This window comes from Mesorhizobium sp. B2-5-11 (assembly GCF_006440835.1).
Lineage (GTDB): Bacteria > Pseudomonadota > Alphaproteobacteria > Rhizobiales > Rhizobiaceae > Mesorhizobium.
In genome coordinates this window covers 1,207,774-1,227,933 of record NZ_VFUK01000001.1, presented here as the reverse complement: position 1 = coordinate 1,227,933, position 20,160 = coordinate 1,207,774, and the positions used below count along the sequence as shown (strand labels likewise).

The following is a 20,160-nucleotide window of genomic DNA, read 5'->3' as shown; positions in this document are numbered from 1 at the left end:
CCGGCGATCGTCACTTACACGTCATCTAGGACTTTTCAGCACAAAGAAAAAGGCTGCGGCGGTACATGCCGCCACAACCGTTTTCGCATGGCGGAAACGATACCGACTAACGGCGCACCAGACGCCCGGCCCAGATCAGCAGGCAGGCGCCGATGAAACCGGTGATCAGGTAGGCGGTCCAGCCGACGCCAAATACGCCGATGTTCAAGGCTCGCAGGATCGCGTTCAGCACCACTGCGCCGGCAATACCTAAGATGATGTTCATCAAGACGCCGGTATTGCTCTTCATGACCATTTCGGCAAACCAGCCCGCCAGGCCGCCGATGATGATGGCTGCGATCCAGCCCACGCCATTCACGTCCATATGCCCTCTCCTTGCTTGAGAAAAAACGCATCCGGAAACGAACTAACTTGCCGTCGAGCTCCTGCGGCTTTCGCGTCTGAGTCTCGTGCGGCCAATCTATCATGCGTTCAACGCACGGCCATAGGCGTCGAGCACGCTTTCCTTCATCATCTCCGACAGCGTCGGGTGCGGGAAGATCGTGTGCATCAGTTCTTCCTCGGTCGTCTCGAGGTTCATCGCAACGACAAAACCCTGGATCAGTTCGGTCACTTCGGCGCCCACCATGTGGGCGCCAAGCAGTTGGCCGGTGTTCTTGTCGAAGATGGTCTTGATGAAGCCCTGGTCCTCGCCGAGCGCGATGGCCTTGCCATTGGCGGCGAACTGGAAGCGGCCGACCCTGACATCCTTGCCCTCGGCCTTGGCTTTCGCTTCTGTCAGGCCGACCGAGGCGACCTGCGGATTGCAATAGGTGCAGCCAGGGATCTTCAGCTTATCGGTGGCGTGCACGCCGGGGAAATTGGCGATCTTCTCGACGCAGACGACGCCTTCATGCTCGGCCTTGTGGGCGAGCATCGGCGGGCCGGCGACATCGCCGATGGCGTAGATGCCGGACACATTGGTCTTACCGTAGCCGTCGACGACGACGCAGCCGCGCTCCGTCTTCACGCCAAGCGTTTCCAGGCCGAGGCCCTCGATATTGCCTTGCACGCCGACGGCCGAGATCATGCGATCGGCCGTGATCTTCTCCACCTTGCCGTCCTTCATCTCGACATGCGCGGTGATTGAATTGGCGCTTTTCTCGACCTTGGTTACCTTGGCTTCGAGAATGATTTTCATGCCCTGCTTCTCGAACTGCTTCTGGGCGAATTTCGACACCTCGGCGTCCTCGACCGGCATCACGGCCGGCAGCAGCTCGACGACGGTCACGTCGGCGCCCATGGTGCGGTAGAACGAGGCGAATTCGATGCCGATGGCGCCCGAACCCATCACCAGCAGCGACTTCGGCATTTCCTTGGGCACCATGGCCTCGAAATAGGTCCAGATCAGCTTGCCGTCCGGCTCGATGCCCGGCAGCGCCCGCGGCCGGGCGCCGGTCGCCAGTATGATGTGCTTGGCGGTGTAGGTGCCCTCGCCCTTGACGCCTTTCGGCACCGGCGGCTGCGGCTCCATCGGCTTCTTGGCCGTCTTGGAGACGACGATCTCGCCCGGTTTTGTCAGCTTGGCCTCGCCCCAGATGACGTCGACCTTGTTCTTCTTCATCAGGAAGGCGACGCCGCCATTGAGCCGCAGCGAAACCTTGCGCGAGCGGTCGACGACGGCCGACGTGTCGACGCTGACCTTGCCGTCGAGCTTCAGTCCATAGTCCTTCAGATGATCCGAATAGTGCATGATCTCAGCCGAACGCAGCAACGCCTTGGTCGGAATGCAGCCCCAGTTCAGGCAGATGCCGCCGAGATGCTCGCGCTCGACGATCGCCGTCTTGAAACCGAGCTGCGCGGAACGCACTGCCGTGACATAGCCGCCGGGACCGGAGCCGATGATGATGACGTCGTAGTTCTCAGCCACGGTTTTCTCCTTCAATCACAATTCCAGCATGACGCGCACGAGCGGCGTCAACGCCTCGCCGATCTTTCGCGTATTTTCGGCATCGAGATGGACGCCGTCGAGCGGCGTGGTCTTGGCCACAGTGCCGGCATCGAAGAAGCCGCAGCCAGCCTCATCGGCAAGCGCGGAATATTGCGGCGCAAGCTCTTTGGAGGCATCGTCACCGCCGGCAAACATCGCCTTGAACTCGGCATCTTCGGTGCGACTGACGAGAGGCGGCGAGACAATGAGGATCTGCGGCGGCGGCCAGTCGAACGGATAGTCGTGGCCGCGCACGATGTCGATCAGGCGCTGGATGCCTTGTTTGGCCGCAACGGGATTGCCGTGGATCCAGGGCTTCATGTCGTTGGCGCCGAGCATGATGACGATGACGTCGATCGGCGCATGCGTGGCCAGCACCGTCGGCAGCGTTCTTGCGCCATTGCGGTCGGCGCCTGCCAGGTGATCGTCGAACGCCGTTGTGCGGCCATTCAGCCCCTCGGCAATGACATGCACGCCGTCACCTAGTCCGGTCTGCAGCACGCTTGGCCAGCGATCCTCGAGCGCATGACGGCCACCCTCGGCATTGTAGCCCCAGGTCAGTGAGTCGCCGTAGCAAAGAACCGTCTTCATCTTGCTCAACCCGCCCTTGCGAGGGAGTATTCTTCCTCGGCGTTGGTGACGACGGCGAATTCCTGCGCCTCCAAGCCGCCGGCGAAGAGGCCGGTGAAGAATTTCCGCACCGCCTTGTTCTTCCTACACCAGCATGCCCATCGGGTTCTCGATCAGCTTCTTGAAGGCGACCAGCAGTTCGGCGCCAAGCGCTCCGTCGACGGCGCGATGGTCGGTCGACAGCGTCACCGACATCACGGTGGCGATTCTGATCTCGCCGTTCTTGACCACCGCCCGCTCCTCGCCGGCACCCACCGCCAGGATCGTCGCATGCGGCGGGTTGATGACGGCGGCGAAATCCTTGATGCCGAACATGCCAAGGTTCGACACCGCCGTGGTGCCGCCTTGATATTCCTCCGGCTTCAGCTTGCGGCTGCGCGCGCGGCTGGCCAGGTCCTTCATCTCGTTGGAGATCACCGACAGCGTCTTTTCGTCCGCCTTGCGGATAATCGGCGTGATCAGACCGCCGGGGATCGACACGGCGACGCCGACATCGGCATGCCTGTGCTTGACCATGGCGCTTTCGGTCCACGAGGCATTGGCATCCGGCACCGCTTTCAGGGCCATGGCCATCGCCTTGATCACCATGTCGTTGACCGACAGCTTGTAGGCGGGCGCCTCGCCCTTGTCGGTCTTCTTTACCGGTGCGGCCGCATTGAGCTGCGTGCGCAGCGAAAGCAGCGCATCGAGCTCGCAGTCGAGCGTCAGGTAGAAATGCGGGATGGTGGTCTTGGCCTCGACCAGCCGCCGCGCGATGGTTTTGCGCATATTGTCGTGCGGGACGAGTTCATAGGAGCCTTCCTCGAACAGCTTCAGCACCTGATCGTCCGACATCGCCTTTACCGGCGCGGGAGCAGCGGCCGGCGCGCCAGCCGGAGCTTTGGCAGCGGGTGCCGCCTTGGCGCCGCCGCCGGCTATGGCGGCATCGACATCGGCCCTCACCACCCGGCCATGCGGGCCGGTGCCGGTCACGGCAGACACATCGACGCCCGCCTCTTTGGCAATACGGCGCGCGAGCGGCGAAGCAAAGGTGCGCCCTTCACCCTCCCCCTTGTGGGGAGGGTCGGCAGGCCTTCCGGCCGGGGTGGGGGGCGCGGCGGTGGGTTCATCCGCGGCGCGACCTCCCCCATCGGACGGAGAGGTGGGAGTCTCGGTCTTCGATGTCTCAGCCTTGGGAGGCTCCGCTTTCGCCGGTGCGGCATCGCCACCGCTTTTCGCGGCGGCACTTGCCTCCTCACCCTCGGCGGCAAGCACGGCGATCAGCGCATTGACCTTGACGCCTTCGGTGCCGGCGGGAACGACCAGTTTCGCCACCGTGCCCTCATCGACGGCTTCGACTTCCATCGTCGCCTTGTCGGTCTCGATCTCGGCAATGACATCGCCGGGCGAAACCTTGTCGCCCTCCTTCACGAGCCACTTCGACAGATTGCCCTCTTCCATGGTGGGCGAGAGGGCCGGCATGGTGATGTTGATTGGCATTGTGTCCTCCCGCCCGGTTCAGCGATATGAGACGGCTTTGACGGCCTCGATGACCTCGCCGACATTCGGCAAAGCCAGCTTTTCGAGATTGGCCGCATAGGGCATCGGCACGTCCTTGCCGGCAATGGTGATGACCGGCGCGTCGAGGAAATCGAAGGCTCGCTGCGACACCTGGTTGGCGACATGGTCGCCGACCGAGTTCTGCGGGAAGCCTTCTTCCACCACGACCAGCCGGTTGGTCTTCTTCACCGAGGCGATGATGGTGTCGAAGTCGAGCGGACGGATGGTCCTGAGATCGATAATCTCCGCGTCGATGCCCATGCCGCGCAGTTCCGCTTCGGCCTTGACCGCATAGGTCATGCCAATGCCGAAGGAGACGATGGTGACGTCCTTGCCTGATTTGTGGATGCGCGCCTTGCCGATCGGCAGCACGAAGTCGTCCAGCTTCGGCACGTCGAAGGACTGGCCGTAGAGGATTTCGTTTTCGAGGAAGATGACCGGGTTCGGATCGCGGATCGCCGCCTTGAGCAGTCCCTTGGCGTCGGCGGCGGTATAAGGCATCACCACCTTCAGGCCTGGTATGTGGCTGTACCAGGCGGCGTAGCACTGAGAATGCTGGGCGGCGACGCGAGCCGCCGCGCCGTTCGGCCCGCGGAAGACGATCGGCGCGCCCATCTGTCCGCCGGACATGTAGAGCGTCTTGGCGGCCGAGTTGACGATCTGGTCGATCGCCTGCATGGCGAAGTTGAAGGTCATGAATTCGACGATCGGCTTCAGCCCAGCCATCGCCGCACCGACCCCGACGCCGGCAAAGCCGTGCTCGGTGATCGGCGTGTCGACGACGCGACGCGGTCCGAACTCCTGCAGCAGGCCTTGGGTGATCTTGTAGGCGCCCTGGTACTCGGCAACTTCCTCGCCCATGACGAAGACATCGCCGTCGCGGCGCATTTCCTCCGCCATCGCATCGCGCAGCGCTTCGCGCACCGTGGTCGAGACCATCTCGGTCCCGGCGGGTATGTCAGGATCGGCGGCGACTTCCGTCTTCGGCGCGGCCGCCACAGGCGCCGCTGCCTCGCTCTTGGCCGCAGCGGGTGCCGGTGTCGGCGCCTTTGCCTCAGTCTTGGCGGGTTCTTCACCGATGCCTTCGCCGGCCTTGTCGACGTCTTCGCCATCGACAGCCAGCACGGCGATCACCGCGTTGACCTTGACGCCTTCGGTGCCTGCGGGAACCACGATCTTGGCAAGCGTGCCCTCATCGACAGCTTCGACTTCCATCGTCGCCTTGTCGGTTTCGATCTCGGCGATGACGTCGCCGGCGACGACCTTGTCGCCCTCGTTCTTCAACCACTTGGAAAGATTGCCCTCTTCCATGGTCGGCGAAAGGGCCGGCATGAGAATTTCGATCGGCATGTCCTTGCCCTCCCGTTACAATACGATGTCGGTCCAGAGCTCGGACGGATCCGGCTCGGCGTCGTGCTGGGCAAACTCGGCGGCATCGGCGACGACGTCACGAACCTCCTTGTCGATGGTCTTCAATTCGTCCTCGCTTGCCCACTTCTTCTGGATCAGCCGCGCTTTGACCTGCTCGATCGGGTCATGCTCGGAGCGCATCTTCTGCACTTCTTCCTTGGAGCGGTATTTCGCCGGGTCGGACATCGAATGGCCCCGATAGCGGTAGGTCTGCATTTCGAGGATCAGCGGCCCATTGCCGGCACGGCACCATTCGGTGGCGAGATCGCCGGCGGCCTTGACAGCACGCACGTCCATGCCGTCGACCTGGATGCCGGGAATCTTGAACGAGGCGCCGCGATTCGAGAAGTCGGTCTCCGCCGAGGAGCGCGATACCGAGGTGCCCATGGCATAGCGGTTGTTCTCGATGATGTAGATCACCGGCAGCTTCCACAGCGAAGCCATGTTGAAGCTTTCGTAGACCTGGCCCTGGTTGGCGGCCCCGTCGCCGAAATAGGTCAGCGTGACATTGTTGTTGCTGCGATAGCGGTTGGCAAAGGCCAGGCCCGTGCCGAGCGACACCTGGGCGCCGACGATGCCGTGGCCACCGTAGAAATGCTTCTCCTTGGAGAACATGTGCATGGAGCCGCCCTTGCCCTTCGACAGGCCGCCTCGGCGGCCGGTCAGTTCGGCCATGACGCCACGCGGCGACAGTTCCATCGCCAACATATGACCGTGGTCGCGGTAGGCCGTGATCATCTGGTCACCGTCGATCAGCGCCATCTTCATACCGGTGACGACCGCTTCCTGGCCGATGTAGAGATGGCAGAAGCCGCCGATGAAGCCCATCCCGTAAAGCTGGCCGGCCTTTTCCTCGAAACGGCGAATAAGCAGCATGTGCCGGTAGGCGGCAAGCTCCTCGTCCTTGGTGAATTCCACTGGTTTGGGCGCGGAAAGGCCCGATTTGCCGTCGGATTTCGATTTGGCAGGCGCTTTCCTGGCTGCGGTTGCCATGCATCACTCCCTGTTGGCGTCTCTTCGCGGACATTTCGAGCAAGATGAAATCTGCTCGAGCAAGATGAAATCTGCTCAGGGGAGATCAGCTCTCCCCACTGATTTTGGGGAGGCTAACACGTGAGAACGTGTTCCGCCATGTCGAAATTGCATAGCTGGCATGCGACTAAGCAATTAGAATCATTGAAAATATTGGTGATTAACCTGATATTGGTTACTTTGCCGAGACCGGCAACATGATGGTGATTTCGTCGGCCTGGGACAAATTCAGCGCCTTACGCGCCTGCTCGTCGAGCATGTCCTTCTCCAGCGTGCCGTCGTGCATCAGCTTGACGCGCCGTTCCAGCTCCATCCTGCGCGCCTTGATCGCATCGAGCTGGGCCTGCAGGGCAACAGTCTCGGCCTCCAGCTGGTATTTCGAATTGATGCCGAACTCGCCGTGATAGGCATGAAAGCCGAAATAGGCCAGGAACACCGCGCAGAGCGAGGGGATAATCAGCCGGCCGGTGTTTCTCTGTTTGTGCTGACGCGTCCACATCGTCCGTTCCCTCGCAGTCGCGAACTCGGGCGACCACGGTCTTTTTCGCTCCATTGTGCTTAACGGACGGTTACGGATGACGCGTCCACAGGCGCTCCAACGAAAAAGGGCGGGAATTCCCGCCCCTCACCGCCATCCCTGTGTCAGATGCTCCGGCTCAGCCCTTCAACATCGACTTGCCGGCGTAGCGCGCCTGCTTGCCGAGTTCTTCCTCGATGCGGATGAGCTGGTTGTATTTGGCCATGCGGTCGGAACGCGACAGCGATCCGGTCTTGATCTGCCCGCAATTGGTGGCGACGGCGAGGTCGGCGATGGTCGAATCCTCGGTCTCGCCCGAGCGATGCGACATGACGGCGGTGTAGCCGGCCTTGTGCGCGGTCTCGACGGCATCGAGCGTCTCGGTCAGCGATCCGATCTGGTTGACCTTGACCAGGATCGAATTGGCGACCCCCATGCGGATGCCATCGCGCAGGCGCGCCGTATTGGTGACGAAGAGATCATCGCCGACGAGCTGCGTCTTCTTGCCGATCAGGTCGGTCAGATATTTCCAGCCTTCCCAGTCATCCTCGGCAAGGCCGTCCTCGATCGAAATGATCGGATAATCGGCGGCGAGCTTGGCCAGGTATTTCGCCTGCGCCTTCGGATCGCGTGTCTTCTTCTCGCCTTCATAGACGTAGTTGCCGTCCTTGAAGAATTCCGTCGCAGCGCAATCGAGGCCGAGCGCAATCTCCTCGCCCGGCTTGAAGCCGGCCTGCTCGATCGACTCCATGATGAAATCGAGCGCCACCGGCGCGCTCTTCAGGTTCGGGGCAAAGCCGCCTTCGTCGCCGACATTGGTGTTGTGGCCGGCGTCCTTCAGCTTCTTCCTCAGCGTGTGGAAGACCTCAGAACCCCAGCGCACGCCTTCGCGCAGCGTTGGCGCACCGACCGGCAGGATCATGAATTCCTGGAAATCGATCGGGTTGTCGGCATGGGCGCCGCCATTGATGATGTTCATCATGGGTACCGGCAGCAGATGCGCCTTGGTGCCGCCGACATAACGATAGAGCGGCAGGCCGGCGGCTTCGGCCGCGGCCTTGGCCACCGCCAGCGACACGCCGAGAATAGCGTTGGCGCCGAGCCGGCTCTTGTTGGGCGTGCCGTCGAGTTCGATCATGGTCTGGTCGATGTGGATCTGGTTTTCGGCTTCCATGCCGCCGATTGCCTCGAACAGTTCGCCGTTGACCGCCTCGACGGCCCGCAGCACGCCCTTGCCGAGATAGCGGGCGCCGCCGTCGCGCAGTTCGACGGCTTCATGCGCGCCGGTGGAAGCTCCAGACGGCACGGCCGCGCGGCCCATCGAACCGTCTTCGAGCACGACATCGACCTCGACGGTCGGATTTCCACGGCTGTCCAGGATTTCACGCCCGACAATGTCGATGATGGCGGTCATTGCGATGTCCCCGATTGATCTGACGAAACGTCGCGCCCGTCTTAGCCAAAGCGGCGCAAAAGGCAATCGGGCCACCGCCAATTATTGCCGCCGGCGCGATTCACGAAGCGCAAATTCCTGTCATCATAAGTCATGCGCCATAGGATGGCCGCCGGTCTATGATGGCGGCTGCGCGGGGCGAAACAGGAGGAGTTTCGCCATGTCCGAGTTAAGCGGTATCGTGAGTTTGTTCCTGATCGCGGCGGCGTTCCTGACGTCCTGCGACAACCAGCAGCCTCCACAGGGCGCGGTGCAACTGTCGACCCTCCGCAGCGCGGAGTAAGCACGGCAGGCGATCATGTAAAAGGCCCCCGCTGGTTTGCGGGGGCCTTTTCACGTCAGGCTGGCCGGTCAATGCCAGTAAGGCTCGACCTTGTAGTAATTGTAGGAGGCGTCACGTGCGGCCTCGCCATCGGCGCCCGTCAGCTCGTTGATCGAATAGGCGGGCGCGGCTTTCAGCTGGTCCTTCGAGAATGGCACGACATAGCCGCCCCGATCCTCATCGTAATCCAAACTCGCCCACGGGATGGCGTGATATTTTTCACCCATGCCGAGAAAGCCGCCAAAACCGATCACAGCGAACATGATGCCGTTGGACAGCTTGTCGAGCATGACGTCCTCGATGCTGCCGATCTTCGTGCCTTCGGTGTTATAGACGGATGTGCCGATGACCCGCGAAGCAGCGATAGCCTCTGTGTGTCCTGCCTGGGTTGTCATGATGTGCTCCTCATTGTCGTTGCTCTGGACTTTCACAATGAGGGGCGAGATCGAAGGTTCCCGACTTTTCCGCCGGTCTGTTCGACTTTTTCCACCTGTATAAAGGTGACTTCTTACTGACGTGGCAGGCCGATATATGCCCTCCGCGGCGACGACCTTCAGCTGCGCCGGGGTCAGCGGGCCTTCGCTACCCGATCGAACGCCATCAACCTTTCCAGAAGTGCCGGCATGTCCTTCAGCGGCACCATGTTCGGTCCGTCGGACGAGGTCGAATTATCCGGATCCTGGTGGGTCTCGATGAAGACGCCGGCAACGCCGACGGCGACAGCCGCGCGGGCCAAGGTCTCGACAAAGCGGCGTTCGCCGCCGGACGAACCGCCCTGCCCGCCCGGCTGCTGGACCGAATGGGTGGCGTCGAAAATCACAGGCGCGCCAATGTCGGCCATAATGGGCAGGGCCCGCATGTCGGAGACGAGCGTGTTGTAGCCGAACGAGGCGCCGCGCTCGGTGGTCAAGACATTGGCGTTGCCGGAGCCAGTGACCTTGGCCACCACGTTCTTCATGTCCCAGGGCGCGAGGAACTGTCCCTTCTTGACGTTGATCACCTTGCCCGTCCTTGCGGCGGCAACCAGCATGTCGGTCTGGCGCGACAGGAAGGCCGGGATCTGCAGCACGTCGACATGCGGCGCAACGATGGCGCACTGTTCCTCGGTGTGGACGTCGGTCAGTACCGGCAAGGAGAATTCCTTGCGCAACTCGTCGAAGACCGGGAGCGCCGCCTCCATGCCGGCACCGCGCGTTGCCGACAGGGAGGTGCGGTTGGCTTTGTCGTAGCTGGTCTTATAGACGAGGCCGATGCCCAACCTGCCTGTCAATTCCTTCAGCGCGCCGGCCATGTCGAAGGCATGCTGGCGTGATTCGAACTGGCAAGGGCCGGCGATCAGCGACAGCGGCGCTGCGTTGTCGAAGACGACATTGCCGACGGTTACCGATGAATTGGGCGCCAAGGCGTTGCTCATTGTATCTCCCGAAAGATGAAGGCCGCGCCCTGCCCGGATGTCGGCTGCACGACGATATCACTGCCCGACATATCGTATCTGATGGAATTGGCTGCAAGCAGACCTGCCGCGACGGCGGCACGCCGAACCGAAAAGACGACTGCCGCGAAGCGGAGTTGCGTCGGCTTACCGGCGGGCACGCCAAAGCGTGCCGTGAAAGAGGCCGGGTCGAGTACAGTCAAGATAGCGTTAGGTAGACGAAAAATGGAGGCGCGCGCGTCAGCCGTCGGATCGTTTACTGCCACGGAAATCAGCCGGCGCTGCTCGGCGGGCTCGTCGCTGATCGCCACGATCTCGACAATTCCCGTGGCACCGTTGGCATGAGCCTGCAGCGCCGTGCGGTCCACTTCCGGCGCGTTGACGCGCTGGCAGGCGAACAGGAACGCATCGGTTGAACCCCCGGTCGACGCGAAGGCCAGTTTGAATGACGCCATGTCGCTTTTGCCGGCAGCGTCGGTGAACGCCCGCGAAAAGCCCAGCATGTCCCCGCCCGACAGGCTCGCATCGACAAAGCGTGCATGGTCCGCATCGGCGTCGTCCGTGGTCAGGACCACGGCGGAAAAACCTTCATTGCCATTGCGGTCACGATAGAGCCGGTCGCGCGCGACGAAGACATTGCCCTGGCCGGCGGCCTTCATCGCGGCCTGATCATCGCCTACAGCCAGCGGTTCCAGATAGGTGCCGTCCGCGAGGAAGACGCAGCAATTTTCCGTGCCGAATGGATGGATGCCTGTCGGCGCGACGATGAAGCCGAGGGCCGTCAGCCGCGCCCGCGCCACATCGAGGCTCGAGGTCGGCAGCACGAGGTGATCGAGCGGATGAGTGCCTGTGGGTGGTGTTTGGATCATGCCAGCGCGGTGTGCATCATTGCGCAAAAGGGTTCAAGGGCGCCCGAATCAGCTTCCGGCCACCACATCGGCGGAATAACGCAGTTCGCGCAATGGCTTGACCCTGCTGGTGGTCTGCGCATAGAGCGGATGCGCCTTGTAGGCGGCCAATGCGGCGGCATCGGTAAACTCGGCGTAGACGACCACGTCGATCTCATCCGACAGCGGATCGACCTTGGTGTTCAGCGTCACCTCGAACAGGCTGGAATGGGGAATGCCGCCGAGCGCCAGCAGCCCAGAGCGCACTGCCTCCACATCCTCGCCACGCCGCGCGCTGAAGAAAACGATATGCCGGATCAACCCCGCCTCCTCGATCAAAAATCCGGGGTCTTTTGTGACGACGAAACCGTCAGGTCAACCGTTCAGGGTGCCGCGCGTCCTTGCGACGCGCCCGGGATGCATGAGACCTGAACGGGACTAGACCTTGCCGGTGACGTAACGCACCACGTGAGAGACATTCCTCACCGTCATATCGAGGTACCGGCCCTGGTTGTAGAGACCGTCCCAGATCAGGAAGAACGCAACGGCGGCGATGACGATGACATAACGCATGGCTAATCTATCGCATAAGCCCGGCTGTGCTCATAGACGTTTCCGCCAGGCAAAGATGGGATCCGTGTCGACCCTCGTCCGGTATGTGAGCTCTCGGCACCTGGAACTGCCAAATCTATGCCGGCGCGCCTTCGATCTCGTCGCCGGCGACTGGCCGGACATGATCCAGAAATGGCCCGCGTCCCAATTGCGAATGGCGGTCAGAGAAGGATGCGGTATTTCGCAAATCCTGCCTCGCCGGCGCCCGCCGGCTCGATCTTCAATGACTTCACTTCGGCGATGAGGTCCTTCGCCTTGGGCCCTGTCTCGAACACGACGCTGGTTCCGGGCAGCGGCGCGAACGACCAGTTGCCGTCCGCCGACGGGTTGATGGTGCCCTGCTTGACGATGTAGCGGACGATGACGTCGCGGTTGGTGTCTGGCGCTTCGTAGATAATTTTGGAAGCGTCGATGTCAGGAAAATTGCCGCCGCCGCCGGCCCGGTAGTTATTCGTTGCAACGACAAATTTCTGATTGGGATCAATCGGTTTGCCGTCGAACATCAGGCCGACGATGCGATTGGCACTAGCATTGGCCAGCCCGCCCTTGGCATCGTATTTCGGCGGCTGCGACAGATCTATTCTGTAGGTTACGCCGTCGATAACGTCGAAATTGTAGGACGGAAAGTCGGTGTTGATGAGCGCCTGGTCGGCCTTGCCAGGTTCGATCCGGTTGAAGATGCCGGCCGACATTTCCAGCCATTCCTTGACCTGCGCTCCGGTGATCTCAACGGCCCGCACGGTGTTGGGATAAAGGTAGAGGTCGGCGACGTTCTTGATCGCGATGTCGCCTGCCGGCACATCGGTGTAGTAGTCGGCGCCATTGCGCCCGCCGGCCTTGAAGGGGGCTGCCGCCGACAGCAGCGGCACGTCCTTCCATTGTGTGTTTTTCAGGATGTCCTGGAGGTACCAGGTCTGCGCCTGGCTGACGACCTGAACCGACGGATCGTCGGCGACCAGCGCGAAATAGGAATAGAGCGGCGCTGCGGTCTTGCCGACGGGACGACGCACATAGGCGAGCGTTGCCTGGTGGTCCTGCTCGAGCGCGGCGATGATGCGGTTGTCGTCCGCGACAGTCGGCTTGTTCTTGTTGTCGACACGTTCGAAGATCGGCCGCGCTTCCGAGGTGGCGGAAACGATCTTCCATTTCGATCCGTCGCGCTCCAGCATCAGGTCGATCAGGCCCATATGCGAGCCCCAGAAGCCGCCCATGACGGCCGGCTTGCCCTGCAGCGTACCCTTTTGCGCATCGACGCCTTCGAGCGCCTGAAAATCCTTCTTGCCAGGGAACACCAGATGCTGGTGACCCGTGAACACCGCGTCGATGCCTTCGACGCCGGCGACAAAGAACGATGCGTTCTCCATCATATCGCCCTGCTTGATGTCGATGCCAGAATGCGAGAGCGCGATGATAATGTCGGCGCCCTCTTCCTTCATCTGCGGCACCCAGGCCTTGGCAGCCTCGACAATGTCGCGCGTTCTGACATTACCTTCGAGGTTCTTGAGATCCCAGACCATGATCTGCGGCGGCACGAAGCCGATGATGCCAATCCTGATCGGTTGCTCGGTGCCTGAACCGTCCCTGATCTTCTTGTCGAGGATGACGTAGGGCTTGAGGTAGAGCTTGTCGTCGCGCGGGTTCGCGGCAAGCTCGGTGCCGCGGATCAGGTTGGCGCAGACGAAGGGGAAATTGGCGCCGGCCAGAACCTTGTCCATGAAGGACAGGCCGTAGTTGAATTCGTGGTTGCCCAACGTCGAGCACTCGTAGCCGAGCAGGTTCATGCCTTTCATGATCGGATGCAGGTCACCGTCCTTCATGCCCTTTTCATAGGCGATGTAGTCGCCCATCGGATTGCCCTGCAGCAGGTCGCCATTGTCGATCAGCATCGAATTAACGGCTTGCTTGCGCACCGTGTCGATCAGGGAGGCCGTGCGCGACAGTCCCATCGTGTCATTCGCTTTGTCGGCGTAATAGTCATAGGGCAGCACATTCACATGGATGTCGGTGGTCTCCATGATCCGGAGATGCGCCTGGTTGGCCTGGGCGCGGGCGGAGAAAGGGTGAAGCGCAATCAGCGCGCCTGTGGCGGCGGCGCCCGCGAGGAGACCGCGGCGGGAGACGGAATGGACCGGCGACATGTTTTCTCCTTTTCGACGACACGAAAGACCCTGGCCGAAAGCGAACTTCGCGCTGAAACCTATTCGAGTCCATTCAAGAAGTTGCGCGCATCGGAGTTGTCAGTCGATCAGCAACAGATGACGCGCGGATGAACGGGCGCAAGCGCGGAAGATCAGCCCTTGTCGTCGTCGCCCTGCGTGATCAGGCGGGCGCTGCGTTGGCCCGTGACGTAGATCCATAGCCAGCTCAGCGACACCGCGAGCCGGTTGCGGAAGCCGATCAGGAAATAGATGTGCGCCAGTCCCCACAGCCACCAGGCCGGCCAGCCGGTCAGCCTGATCCAGCCGAAATCGATCGCCGCGGCGCGCTTGCCGATCGTGGCCAGGTCCCCGGCATGCTTGTAGTGGAACGGCCTTACGCTCGTATCGCCGGCAAGCCTGGCCTTGATGGTCGCGGCAACATGGCGGCCCTCCTGCTTGGCGGAAGGCGCCACGCCGGGAACGGGCCGTCCATCGGGCCGCAGCACGAGAGCGGCGTCGCCGATGACGAAAATCTCGGGGCTGCCCGGCACGGTGAGATCGGGTTCAACCAGCACCCTTCCCGCCCGGTCGGCGGCGGCGCCCAGCCATTCGGCTGCCGGCGAAGCGGCAACGCCCGCCGCCCACAATATGGTCCTCGCCGGCAGATGCGTGTCGCCGAAGACGACGCCCTCGGCGTCGCAGCGCGTGACCGCCCGGCCGAGTTCGATCGTCACGCCGAGCCGCTTCAACGCCTTTCCGGCATATTCGGACAGTTTCGGTGCGAAATTGGCCAATATGCGGTCGCCAGCCTCGATCAGCACCACACGCGTCTCGCGCGTGTCGATGTTGCGGAATTCGCCGCGCAGTGTGTCGTGCGCCAGTTCGGCAATGGTGCCGGCAAGTTCGACACCGGTCGGACCACCGCCGACGATCGCGATCGTCAGCAGCGCCTGGCGCCTGGCAGGATCGGTTTCCCGCTCGGCCTGCTCGAAGGCGAGCAGAATGCGCCGTCGGATGGTGGTGGCGTCCTCCAGCGTCTTCAACCCTGGCGCGAACGGCTCCCATTCGTCGTGGCCGAAATAGGCATGTCGGGCGCCGGTGGCGAGCACCAGCGTGTCGTAGGCGACGGTGCTGCCGTCATCGAGCAGCACGCGCTTTCCGGCTCGGTCGATGCCGGTGACATTGGCGAGCAGCGTCGTCACGTCCTTGCGCTTGCGCAGCAGGTGGCGGATCGGCCAGGCGACCTCCGAGGTCGCCAGCGCCGTCGTTGCGACCTGGTAGAGCAGCGGCTGGAAAAGATGGTGATTGCGTTTGTCGATCATGGTGATGCGCACGGGCGCACCGGCGAGAGCGCGGGTGAATTCGAGGCCGCCGAACCCCGCCCCTACGACGACGACATGGTGATTGGCTTGATCCATCGCATTCACCCTGACCAGCAATATCGCATGCCTTTGATGTAGGAGCTTTTGTGCAATGCAACAACACGAAGGCCGTGCCCGAGACTCGTCGTTCCATGTCGTGAATGCACATGTCGCATCCCGCCGCCGGGTATAGCGTTATGGAAAACAGCGATGAGGTGAAGCATGGCCAACGATCACGACGACCAGGGTCCGGCGCAATATTCCTCGCCGCCATGCTTCATGCACGAACTCGATCCCGCGTTTCACGCGCCGATATCCGATTGGACCGACGTCAGACGATGGCGCAAGGCCGAACGGGAACGCCTGATCGCGGCGCGTCTCGCGGTTTCCGCCGATGCGCGAACGGCGATGTCGCAGAGCATCGCCGGAGCCCTCGACGCGGCGATCGGCGATATCGACGGCCGCATGGTCAGCCTCTATTGGCCGTTTCGCGGCGAGCCGGACCTGCGGCCATGGATGGCCGCCATCAATGAACGAGGCGGGCGCACCGCGCTGCCCGTCGTCATCGAAAAGGCACAGCCGCTGATCTTCCGGGCCTATGTTCCGGGCGACCGGCTGGAGAAGGGCGTGTGGAACATTCCGATTCCGGCCGAGGGCGAACCGGTCTTGCCCGACATCGTCATCTCGCCGATCGTCGGCATCGATTCCGGCAATTATCGCCTGGGCTATGGCGGCGGGTTCTATGACCGAACGCTGGCGGCGATGCCGTTCAAGCCGCTGGTCATCGGCGTCGGCTACGAATTGCAGCGCATCGCCACCATCTACCCGCAGCCGCACGATATCCCGATGGACCGGATCGTGACGGAGGCTGCCAAGGCGTAGACGGCTGAAGGCATGGAAGGCTGAGAATGCTCAGGCCATTTCGGGCTTCAGGCCCATCGCCGTCCGGTCGACGATTTCGCGCAGGGCAAAAGACGAATTGATCTTCGTCACATGCGGCATCGCCGACAGCCATTCCTTGTGGATGCGTTCGTAGTCGGCAAGGTCCTTGGCAGCGATTCTGAGAATGTAGTCGTACTCGCCCGACATCAGGTGGCAGGACAGCACGTTCGGGCAGCGCTTGATCGCAGCTTCGAAATCCGACAGCGTCTTCTCGAACTGGCCCGACAGCGATATGTGCACGATCGCCGTCATCTGGTGACCAAGTGCTGCATTGGAAAGCCGGGCATGATAGCCGCGGATGGTTCCGGATTTCTCCAGATTGTCGAGCCGGCGCGAACAGGCCGACTGCGACAGGCCGACCCTTTCGGCAAGGGCGGCGTTCGGCATCCTGCCATCCTTCTGCAAGGTCTCCAGAATGGCGATATCAATCCTGTCGAGTGGCATTCTTCGTGATTCCTGCGAATTTTTGCGCATCCTACGCAACAATTATCGAATAGCGAACCCTCCTGCAAGTGCATTCGCAAACACTTACGCAACGATTCGTGGTTGACTGCGTCAATACAGGGAACGAGCCCCGAAGGGCCGTGTCAGGAGAAAAGAAAATGCGCGTCGGCTGCCCCCGGGAAATCAAGAATCATGAATATCGCGTCGGACTTACGCCCGGCTCGGTCCGCGAATATGTCGCCCACGGACATGAGGTGCTGGTCGAGACCGGCGCCGGGGCCGGCATCGGAGCCGACGACAACGCCTATCGCGCTGCCGGCGCCACCATCGCCAAGACGGCGGCCGATGTGTTCGCCAAGTCGGATATGATCGTCAAGGTCAAGGAGCCGCAGCCTAACGAATGGGCCCAACTGCGCGATGGCCAGATCCTCTACACCTATCTTCACCTTGCTCCGGATCCGGAACAGACCAAGGGCCTGCTCGCTTCGGGCGTTACCGCCATCGCCTATGAAACGGTGACCGACGACCGGGGCGGCCTGCCGTTGCTGGCGCCGATGTCGGAAGTCGCCGGCCGCCTGTCGATCCAGGCCGGCGCCACGGCGCTGCAGAAGGCCAATGGCGGCCGCGGCGTGCTGCTCGGCGGCGTGCCCGGCGTGCTGCCCGGCAAGGTCACCGTGCTCGGCGGCGGCGTCGTCGGCCTGCACGCAGCCAGGATGGCGGCTGGCCTGGGCGCCGACGTCACCATCATCGACCGCTCGATCCCGCGCCTGCGCCAGCTCGATGACCTCTTTGCCGGCCGCGTCCATACCCGCTACTCGACCGTGGAGGCTCTGGAAGAAGAGTGCTTTTCCGCCGACATCGTTGTCGGCGCCGTGCTGATCCCGGGTGCTGCGGCGCCGAAGCTGGTCTCGCGCGAAATGCTTTCGGGCATGAAGAAGGGGTCGGTGCTGGTCGACGTTGCCATCGACCAGGGCGGCTGCTTCGAGACCTCGCACGCGACCACACATGCCGAGCCGACCTACGAGGTCGACGGCGTCATCCACTATTGCGTCGCCAACATGCCGGGCGCCGTGCCGGTCACCTCAGCACATGCACTCAACAACGCGACGCTGCACTATGGCCTTCAGCTCGCCGACAAGGGCCTGAAGGCGCTGGTCGACGACCATCATCTGCGTAATGGACTCAACGTCCACAGAGGCAAGATCACCAACCGTGCGGTCGCCGAAGCGCTCGGCTACGAACTGGTCGAGCCGAAGGCGGTTCTCGCGGCCTGATTCTCCTGAGAGGATACCTGCCTCCCGTCAGCCCGCCGGTCATTCCCGGCGGGTTTTTTCTTTCCAGATTGGCGGCTGTCAGGCCTGCACCAGGCTCGGGCCTGAAACATGCGCTGCAACCTGCGTCTCGGCGCCAATTGCAAGTTTAACTGAGCCCTCCAGGCAAATAGTCGAAGCCCATATGCTTCTTTGCGCAGAAAATTTCTGTGGAAGGTTCAGGCAAACAAAAAAGCGGAGCCAAGGCCCCGCTTCCTCGATGTCGAGATTTGCCGCCGGTTCATCCGCGGTCGACAAATCGATCGACGGCTACCCGTGTACCGCAATGGTATGACAGGAGTACGACAGCGCTCCGCTATCGCACCGCCACGTCAGACACGTTCGATCCGGCACTGGAAGCAATTGTTGCGCGCCGAGCGGACATGCACGTAGGCAATCTCGTCGCGTTCCAAGAGAGCCTCGGCGCGCGCGGCGATCGCATCGGTCGCAATGACGCCACCGCTGCCATAGACGATGCGGTCATCCCTGCCGTAGCCGCGCACGATATAGTCCGGGCTTTCGAGAATTTCGGGAAGTGCCTGAGATTCCGCGGCGCGCTCGCATTCCTGCGCGTGAAGGAAGATCGGTCCGGTCTCGGCATAGGGCTGAAGTTTGGGGAATGGCCGGTAGGCCAGGATGAGATAGTCGTCTCCGTCGGCGATGTTCTTCAGGCAATGCCGGCATGGCATGCCGTCGCCGTCGGAGACCTTACGCTCGGGCGTGTTTCCATAGGCATCGGGCCCGCCGCGCTGAAGCGCTCGTACATCTTGTGTCGGCAAGGCTTTGAACTGGATGGTCATGGCGAAAATCTCCGATGTCATTGATCGGAAATTATGCGCATCAGCCCCCGCCTCCCACCCGATTCTTGACAATCATTGGCCCTTTGGTCGGCTTGTTCCAGCCGACCAAGGCAAGGCGAACTTCACCGGATTGTCGGAACTCCCTCAGCGAATGAAGTCGTCAAAGCGACGGAGGGTGACCCGCCGGTTCCGCCAGTTTTCGTTCTGCGTCTGCACCAGCAGGAATTCCTCGCCATAACCGACCGTCTCCAAAGCATAGGCCGGCACGCCGAACTCGCGCACCAGCGTGCGCTTCAGCGAGGCGGCGCGCTGTTCCGACAGGATCCGGTTCGATTGGAAGGAGCCGACGGCGTCGGTATGGCCCTCGATGAGGACGCGCGCCCCGGGGTTGCGGCGCAGGATACGCTGCAACGCATCGGCGATAGTGTCGATCTTGTCGTATTGCGAGCTGGAGATCGCGGCCGAGCCGAAAGCGAAATTGATCGAGTGGATATCGATCGACCGGGCCATGCGGCGCAGGTCCGGCCGGCGCTTGAACTCACGGATGGTGACGCGCTCGTTCGGGCGCAGCTTCACGCGGGGTGCCGCCTCGAGCTTTCGTTCGATGGTTGCGGCCGAAGGCGTTGTCGCCTGCGCGGCGGCGAGACCGGGCATTGCGATTGCCGCGATCAGCGCGGCGGCAAGGGTACGGCGGGTCAGCATGTCTTTTCTCCTTCGGCCCGTATTATGTGCGGGCAAGATGGCAGAGACAGGCTGAAGCGCGGATGAACGAGAGGTTCAGCTTTTGTGAGGGCGTCGCTATGGCCGCATGACGCTGGCCGAGCGCTCGGCGAAGGGCAGAGGGTGAACGGTCTCCTTCTTCTGCGCCACCGGCGCGAAGCCGAGCTTCTGGTAGAGCGGCAAGGCAGCAGGATGGTCGAGCGTGCAGGTCTGCACCGTCACCCGCTTCGGTCCATACGACCAAGCCGCGGCGATCGCCGATCCCAGGAACCAGCGGCCGATGCCTTGCCCGGTGGCGTGTTCCATCATGCCGAAATAGGCAAGCTCGACTTCTTCCGGCAGATGCGGCTTGAGGTCGAAAAAACCGGCGGGCGCGCCATCGAGATAGAGCACCCTGATGTCGCGATCCTCGCGGTGGATGCCGGCCGAAAGCTCGTCGTCATCCAGCCTCAGCACATTGACCCAGTGCCATTTACGCCCCACCCGATCCATCAGGTACCGGTAGAAATGCAGCGGAATGTCCTTAGTTTTCAGGAGTGCGACCTGGCGGTTGTAGGGCATGGGCGGCGACACGGCCGGTGGCGCATGCATCTCGAGGAACGTCACCGTGACTTCGATGTCCTTCAGCTCGCCGTTTTCCAT

At 62.2% G+C, this 20,160-nt stretch carries 22 protein-coding genes; 3 read left to right on the top strand and 19 right to left on the bottom strand.

Annotated features, from left to right (window positions below):
- Positions 1-106 precede the first annotated feature (106 nt).
- The 8 genes from FJ490_RS06280 to eno all read right to left on the bottom strand — a co-directional run bounded on the left by FJ490_RS06280 (position 107) and on the right by eno (position 8,511).
- Complete coding sequence (locus FJ490_RS06280; RefSeq protein WP_140498561.1) at positions 107-364, bottom strand: GlsB/YeaQ/YmgE family stress response membrane protein; 258 nt, start codon at positions 362-364, stop codon at positions 107-109.
- Positions 365-463: 99 nt separating this feature from the next.
- A complete protein-coding gene (gene lpdA / locus FJ490_RS06275; protein ID WP_140584651.1) occupies positions 464-1,909 on the bottom strand; it encodes a dihydrolipoyl dehydrogenase in 1,446 nt (481 codons plus the stop codon).
- 15 nt (positions 1,910-1,924) lie between these two features.
- The gene (locus tag FJ490_RS06270; protein WP_140729131.1) at positions 1,925-2,560 is read right to left on the bottom strand and encodes an SGNH/GDSL hydrolase family protein; all 636 of its coding nucleotides are present in this window, start codon (positions 2,558-2,560) and stop codon (positions 1,925-1,927) included.
- Between the two features lie 123 nt (positions 2,561-2,683).
- A complete protein-coding gene (locus FJ490_RS06265; RefSeq protein WP_140527989.1) occupies positions 2,684-4,078 on the bottom strand; it encodes a pyruvate dehydrogenase complex dihydrolipoamide acetyltransferase in 1,395 nt (464 codons plus the stop codon).
- Positions 4,079-4,096: 18 nt separating this feature from the next.
- The gene (locus tag FJ490_RS06260) at positions 4,097-5,488 is read right to left on the bottom strand and encodes a pyruvate dehydrogenase complex E1 component subunit beta (RefSeq protein WP_140501348.1); all 1,392 of its coding nucleotides are present in this window, start codon (positions 5,486-5,488) and stop codon (positions 4,097-4,099) included.
- 15 nt (positions 5,489-5,503) lie between these two features.
- Positions 5,504-6,541: a pyruvate dehydrogenase (acetyl-transferring) E1 component subunit alpha gene (pdhA, locus tag FJ490_RS06255; protein ID WP_140501346.1), complete on the bottom strand. Its 1,038-nt coding sequence runs from the start codon at positions 6,539-6,541 to the stop codon at positions 5,504-5,506.
- Between the two features lie 214 nt (positions 6,542-6,755).
- Positions 6,756-7,079: a septum formation initiator family protein gene (locus FJ490_RS06250; protein ID WP_140501344.1), complete on the bottom strand. Its 324-nt coding sequence runs from the start codon at positions 7,077-7,079 to the stop codon at positions 6,756-6,758.
- Between the two features lie 157 nt (positions 7,080-7,236).
- Complete coding sequence (gene eno, locus FJ490_RS06245; RefSeq protein WP_140501342.1) at positions 7,237-8,511, bottom strand: phosphopyruvate hydratase; 1,275 nt, start codon at positions 8,509-8,511, stop codon at positions 7,237-7,239.
- Between the two features lie 199 nt (positions 8,512-8,710).
- Between eno and FJ490_RS33505 the strand changes: the two genes are divergently transcribed.
- Positions 8,711-8,833 (top strand): hypothetical protein, encoded by a 123-nt coding sequence (locus FJ490_RS33505; protein ID WP_263483006.1) that lies wholly within the window; start codon positions 8,711-8,713, stop codon positions 8,831-8,833.
- Between the two features lie 68 nt (positions 8,834-8,901).
- Here FJ490_RS33505 and FJ490_RS06240 read toward each other — a convergent pair whose 3' ends face one another.
- From FJ490_RS06240 to FJ490_RS06215, 7 genes are all read right to left on the bottom strand, one after another.
- Positions 8,902-9,267, bottom strand: a complete 366-nt coding sequence (locus FJ490_RS06240) for a PRC-barrel domain-containing protein (RefSeq protein ID WP_140501340.1) — start codon at positions 9,265-9,267, stop codon at positions 8,902-8,904.
- A gap of 173 nt (positions 9,268-9,440) precedes the next feature.
- The gene (gene kdsA, locus FJ490_RS06235; RefSeq protein WP_140501337.1) at positions 9,441-10,286 is read right to left on the bottom strand and encodes a 3-deoxy-8-phosphooctulonate synthase; all 846 of its coding nucleotides are present in this window, start codon (positions 10,284-10,286) and stop codon (positions 9,441-9,443) included.
- The gene (locus FJ490_RS06230; protein WP_140557263.1) at positions 10,283-11,173 is read right to left on the bottom strand and encodes a VOC family protein; all 891 of its coding nucleotides are present in this window, start codon (positions 11,171-11,173) and stop codon (positions 10,283-10,285) included. Before FJ490_RS06230 ends, kdsA begins: the two co-directional genes overlap by 4 nt.
- A gap of 48 nt (positions 11,174-11,221) precedes the next feature.
- Positions 11,222-11,512 (bottom strand): Dabb family protein, encoded by a 291-nt coding sequence (locus FJ490_RS06225; protein WP_140501335.1) that lies wholly within the window; start codon positions 11,510-11,512, stop codon positions 11,222-11,224.
- A gap of 117 nt (positions 11,513-11,629) precedes the next feature.
- A complete protein-coding gene (locus tag FJ490_RS33500) occupies positions 11,630-11,764 on the bottom strand; it encodes a hypothetical protein (RefSeq protein WP_263483007.1) in 135 nt (44 codons plus the stop codon).
- 200 nt (positions 11,765-11,964) lie between these two features.
- On the bottom strand, positions 11,965-13,941 hold the full coding sequence (locus FJ490_RS06220; protein ID WP_140729130.1) for a bifunctional 2',3'-cyclic-nucleotide 2'-phosphodiesterase/3'-nucleotidase: 1,977 nt from the start codon (positions 13,939-13,941) through the stop codon (positions 11,965-11,967).
- Positions 13,942-14,093: 152 nt separating this feature from the next.
- Positions 14,094-15,359, bottom strand: a complete 1,266-nt coding sequence (locus FJ490_RS06215; protein WP_140729129.1) for an NAD(P)/FAD-dependent oxidoreductase — start codon at positions 15,357-15,359, stop codon at positions 14,094-14,096.
- 165 nt (positions 15,360-15,524) lie between these two features.
- Here FJ490_RS06215 and FJ490_RS06210 point away from each other — a divergent pair, with 165 nt between their 5' ends.
- Positions 15,525-16,184, top strand: a complete 660-nt coding sequence (locus FJ490_RS06210; protein ID WP_140515432.1) for a 5-formyltetrahydrofolate cyclo-ligase — start codon at positions 15,525-15,527, stop codon at positions 16,182-16,184.
- 30 nt (positions 16,185-16,214) lie between these two features.
- Here FJ490_RS06210 and FJ490_RS06205 read toward each other — a convergent pair whose 3' ends face one another.
- Complete coding sequence (locus FJ490_RS06205; protein WP_140501327.1) at positions 16,215-16,688, bottom strand: Lrp/AsnC family transcriptional regulator; 474 nt, start codon at positions 16,686-16,688, stop codon at positions 16,215-16,217.
- A 158-nt stretch (positions 16,689-16,846) separates the two neighbouring features.
- On the opposite strand from FJ490_RS06205, the gene ald reads away from it, so the two are divergent.
- Positions 16,847-17,962, top strand: coding sequence for an alanine dehydrogenase (gene ald, locus FJ490_RS06200; RefSeq protein ID WP_140501325.1), 1,116 nt, complete (start codon positions 16,847-16,849; stop codon positions 17,960-17,962).
- Positions 17,963-18,330: 368 nt separating this feature from the next.
- On the opposite strand, the gene FJ490_RS06195 is transcribed toward ald, so the two are convergent.
- From FJ490_RS06195 to FJ490_RS06185, 3 genes are all read right to left on the bottom strand, one after another.
- Complete coding sequence (locus FJ490_RS06195) at positions 18,331-18,798, bottom strand: DUF1203 domain-containing protein (protein ID WP_140557270.1); 468 nt, start codon at positions 18,796-18,798, stop codon at positions 18,331-18,333.
- Positions 18,799-18,942: 144 nt separating this feature from the next.
- Positions 18,943-19,500, bottom strand: coding sequence for an OmpA family protein (locus FJ490_RS06190; protein ID WP_140729128.1), 558 nt, complete (start codon positions 19,498-19,500; stop codon positions 18,943-18,945).
- Positions 19,501-19,596: 96 nt separating this feature from the next.
- Complete coding sequence (locus FJ490_RS06185) at positions 19,597-20,160, bottom strand: GNAT family N-acetyltransferase (protein ID WP_140501320.1); 564 nt, start codon at positions 20,158-20,160, stop codon at positions 19,597-19,599.

What these genes read in the sequence shown, in the direction of transcription:
- FJ490_RS06205 (WP_140501327.1), bottom strand. Translation starts at nt 16,688, where the DNA reads ATGCCACTCGACAGGATTGATATCGCCATTCTGGAGACCTTGCAGAAG.
- FJ490_RS06270 (WP_140729131.1), bottom strand. Translation starts at nt 2,560, where the DNA reads ATGAAGACGGTTCTTTGCTACGGCGACTCACTGACCTGGGGCTACAAT.
- FJ490_RS06280 (WP_140498561.1), bottom strand. Translation starts at nt 364, where the DNA reads ATGGACGTGAATGGCGTGGGCTGGATCGCAGCCATCATCATCGGCGGC.
- FJ490_RS06230 (WP_140557263.1), bottom strand. Translation starts at nt 11,173, where the DNA reads ATGATCCAAACACCACCCACAGGCACTCATCCGCTCGATCACCTCGTG.
- FJ490_RS06215 (WP_140729129.1), bottom strand. Translation starts at nt 15,359, where the DNA reads ATGGATCAAGCCAATCACCATGTCGTCGTCGTAGGGGCGGGGTTCGGC.
- kdsA (WP_140501337.1), bottom strand. Translation starts at nt 10,286, where the DNA reads ATGAGCAACGCCTTGGCGCCCAATTCATCGGTAACCGTCGGCAATGTC.
- pdhA (WP_140501346.1), bottom strand. Translation starts at nt 6,541, where the DNA reads ATGGCAACCGCAGCCAGGAAAGCGCCTGCCAAATCGAAATCCGACGGC.
- FJ490_RS06260 (WP_140501348.1), bottom strand. Translation starts at nt 5,488, where the DNA reads ATGCCGATCGAAATTCTCATGCCGGCCCTTTCGCCGACCATGGAAGAG.
- FJ490_RS06185 (WP_140501320.1), bottom strand. Translation starts at nt 20,160, where the DNA reads ATGGAAAACGGCGAGCTGAAGGACATCGAAGTCACGGTGACGTTCCTC.
- ald (WP_140501325.1), top strand. Translation starts at nt 16,847, where the DNA reads ATGCGCGTCGGCTGCCCCCGGGAAATCAAGAATCATGAATATCGCGTC.
- FJ490_RS33505 (WP_263483006.1), top strand. Translation starts at nt 8,711, where the DNA reads ATGTCCGAGTTAAGCGGTATCGTGAGTTTGTTCCTGATCGCGGCGGCG.
- eno (WP_140501342.1), bottom strand. Translation starts at nt 8,511, where the DNA reads ATGACCGCCATCATCGACATTGTCGGGCGTGAAATCCTGGACAGCCGT.
- FJ490_RS06210 (WP_140515432.1), top strand. Translation starts at nt 15,525, where the DNA reads ATGGCCAACGATCACGACGACCAGGGTCCGGCGCAATATTCCTCGCCG.
- FJ490_RS06190 (WP_140729128.1), bottom strand. Translation starts at nt 19,500, where the DNA reads ATGCTGACCCGCCGTACCCTTGCCGCCGCGCTGATCGCGGCAATCGCA.
- FJ490_RS06265 (WP_140527989.1), bottom strand. Translation starts at nt 4,078, where the DNA reads ATGCCAATCAACATCACCATGCCGGCCCTCTCGCCCACCATGGAAGAG.
- FJ490_RS06250 (WP_140501344.1), bottom strand. Translation starts at nt 7,079, where the DNA reads ATGTGGACGCGTCAGCACAAACAGAGAAACACCGGCCGGCTGATTATC.
- FJ490_RS06220 (WP_140729130.1), bottom strand. Translation starts at nt 13,941, where the DNA reads ATGTCGCCGGTCCATTCCGTCTCCCGCCGCGGTCTCCTCGCGGGCGCC.
- FJ490_RS06195 (WP_140557270.1), bottom strand. Translation starts at nt 18,798, where the DNA reads ATGACCATCCAGTTCAAAGCCTTGCCGACACAAGATGTACGAGCGCTT.
- FJ490_RS06240 (WP_140501340.1), bottom strand. Translation starts at nt 9,267, where the DNA reads ATGACAACCCAGGCAGGACACACAGAGGCTATCGCTGCTTCGCGGGTC.
- FJ490_RS33500 (WP_263483007.1), bottom strand. Translation starts at nt 11,764, where the DNA reads ATGCGTTATGTCATCGTCATCGCCGCCGTTGCGTTCTTCCTGATCTGG.